Source organism: Nocardioides sp. (assembly GCF_035503875.1).
Classification (GTDB): Bacteria; Actinomycetota; Actinomycetes; order Propionibacteriales; family Nocardioidaceae; genus Nocardioides.
In genome coordinates, this window is sequence record NZ_DATJTA010000103.1 from 1 (window position 1) to 6,807 (window position 6,807).

Below are 6,807 nucleotides of genomic sequence, written 5' to 3' on the forward strand. Positions count from 1 at the left end.
AGGACCTCGAACGCATCGCCGCGACCCTCAACAAGCGACCCCGCCCTACCCTGGGACTCAAGACCCCAGCCCAAGCGCTGGCCGAGCTCCTGTCGAACCCGACAGCAGCATGAACGTTGCTTCCACCGGTTGACCCCGCCGCTGCCGAACGTCAGGGACTATCGGCCCCTGTCACGATGGCTGCATGAGCATCTCGAGTGCCCTCGGCCCGGACGCACGCGACGCCGCCCTGGCGGCCATGTCGGGAGCGTCGGGTGAGGGTGAGCTCGACCTGCTGGTCGTCGGAGGCGGGATCGTCGGAGCCGGCGTGGCCCTCGATGCGGTCACCCGCGGCCTCAACACCGGCCTGCTCGAGCAGCGCGACCTGGCCAGCGGCACCTCCAGCCGCTCCAGCAAGCTCGTCCACGGCGGCCTGCGCTACCTGGAGATGCTCGACTTCGGCCTGGTCCGCGAGGCCCTGCAGGAGCGCGGCCTGCTGCTGACCCGGCTCGCGCCGCACCTCGTGCGGCCGGTGCCGTTCCTCTACCCCCTCACCCACCGCGGCTGGGAGCGCCCGTACGTCGGCGCCGGCCTCGCGCTGTACGACGCCATGGCGATGACCGGCAGGTACGACATGGGCGTCCCGCGGCACCGTCACCTCAGCCGCCGGGCCGTCGCCCGGATCGCGCCCGACTTCCGCACCGAGACCATCGTCGGCGCGATCCAGTACTACGACTGCCAGGTCGACGACGCCCGCCTGGTGCTGACGATCGCCCGCTCCGCGGCGGGGCACGGTGCCCACGTCGCGACCCGGACCCGGGTGCTCGGCTTCCTGCGCGAGGGCGAGCGGGTCGTCGGCGTCCGCGCGCGGGACCTGGAGACGGGTCGCGACTTCGAGGTCCGCGCCCGCGTCGTCGTCAACGCCGCCGGCGTGTGGACCGACGAGATCCAGGAGCTCGTCGGCGGCCGCGGCGCCCTGCACGTCCAGGCGTCCAAGGGCATCCACCTCGTGGTCCCGCGCGACAGGATCCGCTCGGAGTCCGGCTTCATCGTCCGCACCGAGAAGTCCGTGCTGTTCGTCATCCCGTGGGGCCGGCACTGGATCATCGGCACCACCGACACCGACTGGGACCTCGACAAGGCGCACCCCGCCGCCAGCAAGGCGGACATCGCCTACGTCCTCGACCACGTCAACGCGATCCTGCGCGAGCCGCTCGACCACGACGACGTCGAGGGCGTGTACGCCGGCCTGCGCCCGCTGCTGTCCGGGGAGTCGGAGCCGACCTCCAAGATCTCCCGCGAGCACACGGTCGTCACGCCGGTGCCCGGCCTGGTGATGATCGCCGGCGGCAAGCTGACGACGTACCGCGTGATGGCGCAGGACGCCGTCGACGCCGCCGCCCACTCGCTGAAGACGACGATCTCGATGGCGGTGCGCGACTCCATCACCGACCGGGTCCCGCTGCTCGGCGCGGAGGGCTTCGAGACCCGGGCGAACCAGCGGGTGCTGCTGTCCCGGCGGTCCGGGCTGCACGTCGCCCGGATCGACCACCTGCTCGGGCGGTACGGCGGGCTCGTCGACGACCTCCTGGCGCTGGTCCGCGAGCGCGAGGAGCTGGCGGAGCCGCTGGCGGGCGCCGAGGACTACCTGGCGGCGGAGGTCGTCTACGCGGTGACCCACGAGGGCGCCCGCCACCTCGACGACGTGCTCACCCGGCGTACCCGCATCTCGATCGAGACGTTCGACCGTGGCGTGGGCGCCGCGCCGGGCGTCGCGCGGCTGATGGCGGCCGAGCTCGGCTGGGACGACGCGCGGACGGCCGAGGAGGTCGACCACTACCTGCGCCGGGTCGAGGCGGAGCGGCAGAGCCAGCTGAAGCTGACCGACCAGGAGGCCGACGAGGCGCGGGTGCAGGTCCCCGACATCGTCTGACCCGGGCGGGGGTGGGACCTCGTTGACATCTAGAACACGTTCCACCGAAACTGACGTGCGTCAACTAGAGACCCACGTCACACCGGGAGGACCTCGTGACCCAGGCACCGCCGCCGGCCGACATGAAGCTGCAGGTCTCCAGTCGAGATGCCAGCACCGTCCCGGGGCTGCTGGCCGACTGGCTCGCCACGCTCCTGCCCGCCGGGGCCGATCCGACGGTCGTCCTGCACAGCGGGATCGACGCCAACGGGATGTCCTCGGAGACCCTGCTCTTCGACGCCACCTGGACCGAGGACGGCCGGCAGCAGGTCGGCCGGTACGTCGCCCGGGTCGCGCCGTCCGCGTCCGACTTCCCGGTCTTCCCGACCTACGACCTCCAGCACCAGTACGACGCCATGCGGCTGGTCGGCGAGCTCACCGACGTCCCGGTCCCCGGGGTCCGCTGGATGGAGCCGACGGGCTCGGTGCTCGGCACCCCGTTCTTCCTGATGGAGCGGATCGACGGCGTCGTACCTCAGGATGTGCTGCCGTACACCTTCGGTGACAACTGGCTCTTCGACGGCACGCCCGCGCAGCAGCGCCGGGTCCAGGACACCACGACGGCGACGCTGGCCGCCCTGCACGCGATCCCCGACGCGGCCTCGACCTTCGCCTTCCTCGACCCGCCGTACGACGGGGCCAGCCTGCTGGAGCGCCACCTCGCCCGGGCCCGCGCCTGGTACGAGTTCGCCGTCCCGGACATCGGTCGCTCGCCCCTGGCCGAGCGCGCGCTGGCCTGGCTGGAGGCGAACCTCCCCGACGTCGGCGACCCCGTGCTGTGCTGGGGCGACGCCCGGATCGGCAACGTGATGTACGACGACTTCGCGCCCGTCGCGGTCCTGGACTGGGAGATGGCGGCGATCGGCCCGCGCGAGCTCGACGTGTCCTGGATGCTCTTCGCGCACTGGGTCTTCCAGTCGATCACCGACATGCTCGAGATGCCCGGCATGCCGGACTTCATGAACGAGCCCGACGTCGTCGCCGCCTACGAGGAGGCGTCGGGGACGAGCCTCGGCGACCTCGGCTGGTACCACGTCTTCAACGGCCTGCAGTGGTGCGTGATCTTCATGCGCACCACCGCCCGCTCGATCCACTTCGGGGAGATGGAGCGCCCCGAGGACATCGAGACCGCGATGCACCACAAGCCGCTCATGGAGCGGATCATGAACCAGGTAGGAGCCTAGGCATGGCGATCACGAGTCTCGACGAGTTCCCGATCCACCAGGCGCCGCTGCCGATCGCCTGGCCGGCGTCCAGCGACCGCAACTTCTACGACCGCAACTACTTCAACTGCCACGACCGCAGCGGCGAGATCTTCGTGATCACCGGGCTCGGCTACTACCCGAACCTCGGGACCAAGGACGCCTACCTCCTCGTCGCGCGGGACGGGCAGCAGACCGCCCTGCACTTCTCCGACCTGTGTGACGGCGACCGGCTCAACCAGCACGTCGGCGGCTACCGCGTCGAGGTCGAGGAGCCGCTCCAGCGGATCCGCATCCAGGTCGACGAGACCGAGGGGATCGCCGCCGACCTGACCTGGCAGGGGCTCTTCCCGGTGATCCAGGAGGAGCGCCACATCCTGCGCTCGGGCGCCCGGACCACGCTGGACGCCCAGCGCTTCGCCCAGCTCGGCAGCTGGACGGGCCACCTCGACGTCGACGGCGAGCGGATCGAGATCACCCCCGACCGCTGGATCGGCAGCCGCGACCGTTCCTGGGGCATCCGGCCGGTCGGCGAGGCCGAGCCCCCGGGTGCGCCGAGCGACCCGCCGTTCGAGGGCATGTGGTGGCTCTACGTGCCGCTGGCCTTCGACGACTTCGCGATCGTGCTGATCCTGCAGGAGGACCCGAACGGGTACCGCACCCTCAACGACTGCCACCGCGTCTGGCCCGACGGCCGCGTCGAGCAGCTCGGCTGGCCCCGGGTGAAGATCCACTACAAGTCCGGGACCCGGACCCCGAGCGGTGCGACCATCCGGTGCACCAACGCCGCCGGGGACCCGATCGAGCTCGACGTCTCCTCGCTGCTGGCCGCCCCGCTGCACGTCGGTGGCGGGTACGGCGGCGACCCCGACTGGACCCACGGCATGTGGAAGGGCGAGAAGTTCGTCGAGCGGCGCACCTACGACATGGCCGACGACGCGGTGCAGGGCCGCTTCATGTTCGGCTGCGTCGACCACGTCGGCAAGGGCCTGCTCACCGAGGGCGGCCGGACCGTCGAGGGCTGGGGCCTCTTCGAGCACTTCTGCATCGGCCGCCACGACCCGAGCGGCTTCCTCGACTACTTCACCCTCGCCCCCTGACGCCGGTCGAGGTGCGAAGCACGAAGCCCGACCCACGCTGGTTGAGGTGCGAAGGACGAAGTCCTGAGCCTCGAAACCCCCGCAGCCCACCCACCGACCTGGAGACCACACATGACCCTCGACCGCGACGCCTTCTTCATCGACGGCGGCTGGGCCGCCCCCGCGACCACCGGCACGATCCAGGTCGTCTCACCGCACTCCGAGCAGGTCGTGGCGACCGTCCCGGAGGGCAGCACCGCCGACATCGACGCGGCGGTTGCCGCGGCCCGGCGCGCCTTCGACGAGGGGCCGTGGCCGCGGATGAGCCCGGAGGAGCGGATCGAGGTCATCCAGGCCTTCTCGATGCTCTACGCCGGCAAGCTCGCCGAGATGGCCGAGCTGATCACGATCGAGATGGGCTCGCCGACGTCGTTCGCGAATCTCGCCCAGTCGCCCGCGCCGTGGATGCAGATCGAGTCGTTCCTGGCGATCGCCCGGGAGTTCGCCTGGGAGGAGACGCGGCCGGGTGCCCTGGGCGGCGACGTGATCGTCCGGCGCGAGCCGGTGGGCGTGGTCGCGGCGATCCCGCCGTGGAACGTCCCGCAGTTCACGACGATCTCCAAGGTCGTGCCCGCCCTGCTGGCCGGGAACACGGTGGTGGTCAAGCCCGCCCCGGAGACGCCGCTGGACACCTACCTGATGGCCGAGCTGCTGGCCGAGGCCGGCGTACCCGCCGGGGTCGTGAACATCGTCGCCGCCGGACGCGAGGTGGGCGAGCACCTGGTCGCGCACCCGGGCGTCGACAAGGTCGCCTTCACCGGCTCGACGGCCGCCGGTCGCAAGATCGCCGCCGTCTGCGGCGAGCAGCTCAAGCGGGTGTCGCTGGAGCTCGGCGGCAAGTCGGCCGCGATCGTCCTCGACGACGCCGATCTCGGCGCCACCATGGAGGGTCTGAAGTTCGTCGGCCTGATGAACTCCGGCCAGGCCTGCGTCGCGCAGACCAGGATCCTGGCGTCGCGGAAGAACTACGCCGCCGTCGTGGACGCGCTCGCCGAGACGGTCTCGGGCATGAGCGTCGGCGACCCGGCCGACCCGGCCACCGAGATCGGCCCGATGGTCGCGCAGCGCCAGCAGGAGCGGGTGGAGAAGTACATCGCGCTCGGCCAGGAGGAGGGCGCCCGGCTGGTCGTCGGCGGCAACGGCATGCCCGACGGGCTCTCGACGGGCTGGTACGTCCGCCCCACCGTCTTCGCCGACGTCGACAACCGGATGCGGATCGCCCAGGAGGAGATCTTCGGCCCCGTCCTGTCGGTCATCGCGTACGACGACGTCGACGACGCGGTCCGGATCGCCAACGACTCCGACTACGGCCTCGCCGGCACCGTCTGGACGGCCGACCAGGAGGCGGGGCTCGACGTCGCGCGCCGCGTGCGTGCCGGGACCTACGGCGTGAACACGTACACGATGGACTTCGCCGCGCCGTTCGGCGGGTTCAAGACCTCCGGCATCGGGCGCGAGTTCGGCCCCGAGGGCCTGGAGCAGTACACCGAGCTGAAGTCGATCTACCCGACCGCGCCGGCGATGTAGCCGCGTGCTCCTCGACCTCCAGCTCGACGCCCCGCCCGACCAGGCACGCGAGCGAGCCGCCGCGCTGGTCGCCGCGGGCGCCGGCGGGCTGTTCACCTTCGAGGGTCCGCACGACGTGTTCCTCCCGCTCGCGGCGGCCGCGGGACACGTGGACACCGACCTGATGACCACCGTGGCGATCGCGATGCCACGCAGCCCGAGGCACCTCGCCCACACCGCGTGGGACCTCCAACTGATGAGCCGCGGCCGGGTCCGGCTCGGCCTCGGCTCGCAGGTGCGCCCGCACATCGAGAACCGGTACGGCGCCACGTGGTCGCCGCCCGCTGCCCGGATGCGGGAGATCGTCCTCGCCGTCAAGGCGATCCTCGCCTCGTGGCAGGACGGCACGGCGTTGGACTTCCGCGGCGAGCACACGCGGCACACGCTGATGCCGCCGACCTTCGTCCCCGGCCCGAACCCGTACGGCGCTCCGCCGGTGCTGCTCGGCGCGCTGGGACCGGTGATGACGCGCACGGCCGCCGAGGTGGCCGACGGGCTGCTGGTGATGCCGTTCCACAGCCACCGGCACTTCCAGCAGCGCACGTTGCCCGCCGTCGAGGAGGGGTTGCGCCGGTCGGGACGCGACCGGATCGACGTCTGCCCCCAGGCGATCCTGGCGATGGGGCGCACGGAGGAAGAGCGCGCGGCTGCGACCGAGGGAGTCGCGATGCTGCTGGCGTTCTACGGCTCCACGCCGGCGTACCGCCCGGTGCTGGAGGTCGAGGGCTGGGTCGACGTACAGCCCGAGCTCAACGCGCTCTCCAAGCGCGGCGACCTCGCGGCGATGCGGGCGCTGGTCACCGAGGAGATGGTCGAGACGCTCGCCGTCCGCGGCACCCCCGAGCAGTGCGCGGACGAGCTGGCGCGCCGGTTCGGCGACGTGGCCGACCGGGTCTGCGCCTACTTCCCGGGTCACGACCCGGGAACCGAGCAGATCGCCAGCCTGGCC

General features: G+C 71.7%; 5 protein-coding genes and 1 pseudogene. All 6 read left to right on the forward strand.

All coding sequences use genetic code 11. From position 1 onward, the window contains the following. Positions 1-113, forward strand: a pseudogene (locus tag VMF51_RS25955) (IS30 family transposase); the annotation flags it as partial. Positions 114-184: 71 nt separating this feature from the next. Then, complete coding sequence (gene glpD, locus VMF51_RS24800) at positions 185-1,912, forward strand: glycerol-3-phosphate dehydrogenase (RefSeq protein ID WP_325477166.1); 1,728 nt, start codon at positions 185-187, stop codon at positions 1,910-1,912. Between the two features lie 95 nt (positions 1,913-2,007). After that, complete coding sequence (locus VMF51_RS24805) at positions 2,008-3,135, forward strand: phosphotransferase family protein (protein ID WP_325477167.1); 1,128 nt, start codon at positions 2,008-2,010, stop codon at positions 3,133-3,135. Between the two features lie 2 nt (positions 3,136-3,137). Then, positions 3,138-4,253 (forward strand): hypothetical protein, encoded by a 1,116-nt coding sequence (locus VMF51_RS24810; RefSeq protein WP_325477168.1) that lies wholly within the window; start codon positions 3,138-3,140, stop codon positions 4,251-4,253. A gap of 111 nt (positions 4,254-4,364) precedes the next feature. Next, a complete protein-coding gene (locus tag VMF51_RS24815) occupies positions 4,365-5,819 on the forward strand; it encodes an aldehyde dehydrogenase (protein WP_325477169.1) in 1,455 nt (484 codons plus the stop codon). Between the two features lie 4 nt (positions 5,820-5,823). Beyond that, positions 5,824-6,807: TIGR03617 family F420-dependent LLM class oxidoreductase (locus tag VMF51_RS24820; RefSeq protein ID WP_325477170.1), on the forward strand; the 984-nt coding region annotated here is incomplete at its 3' end.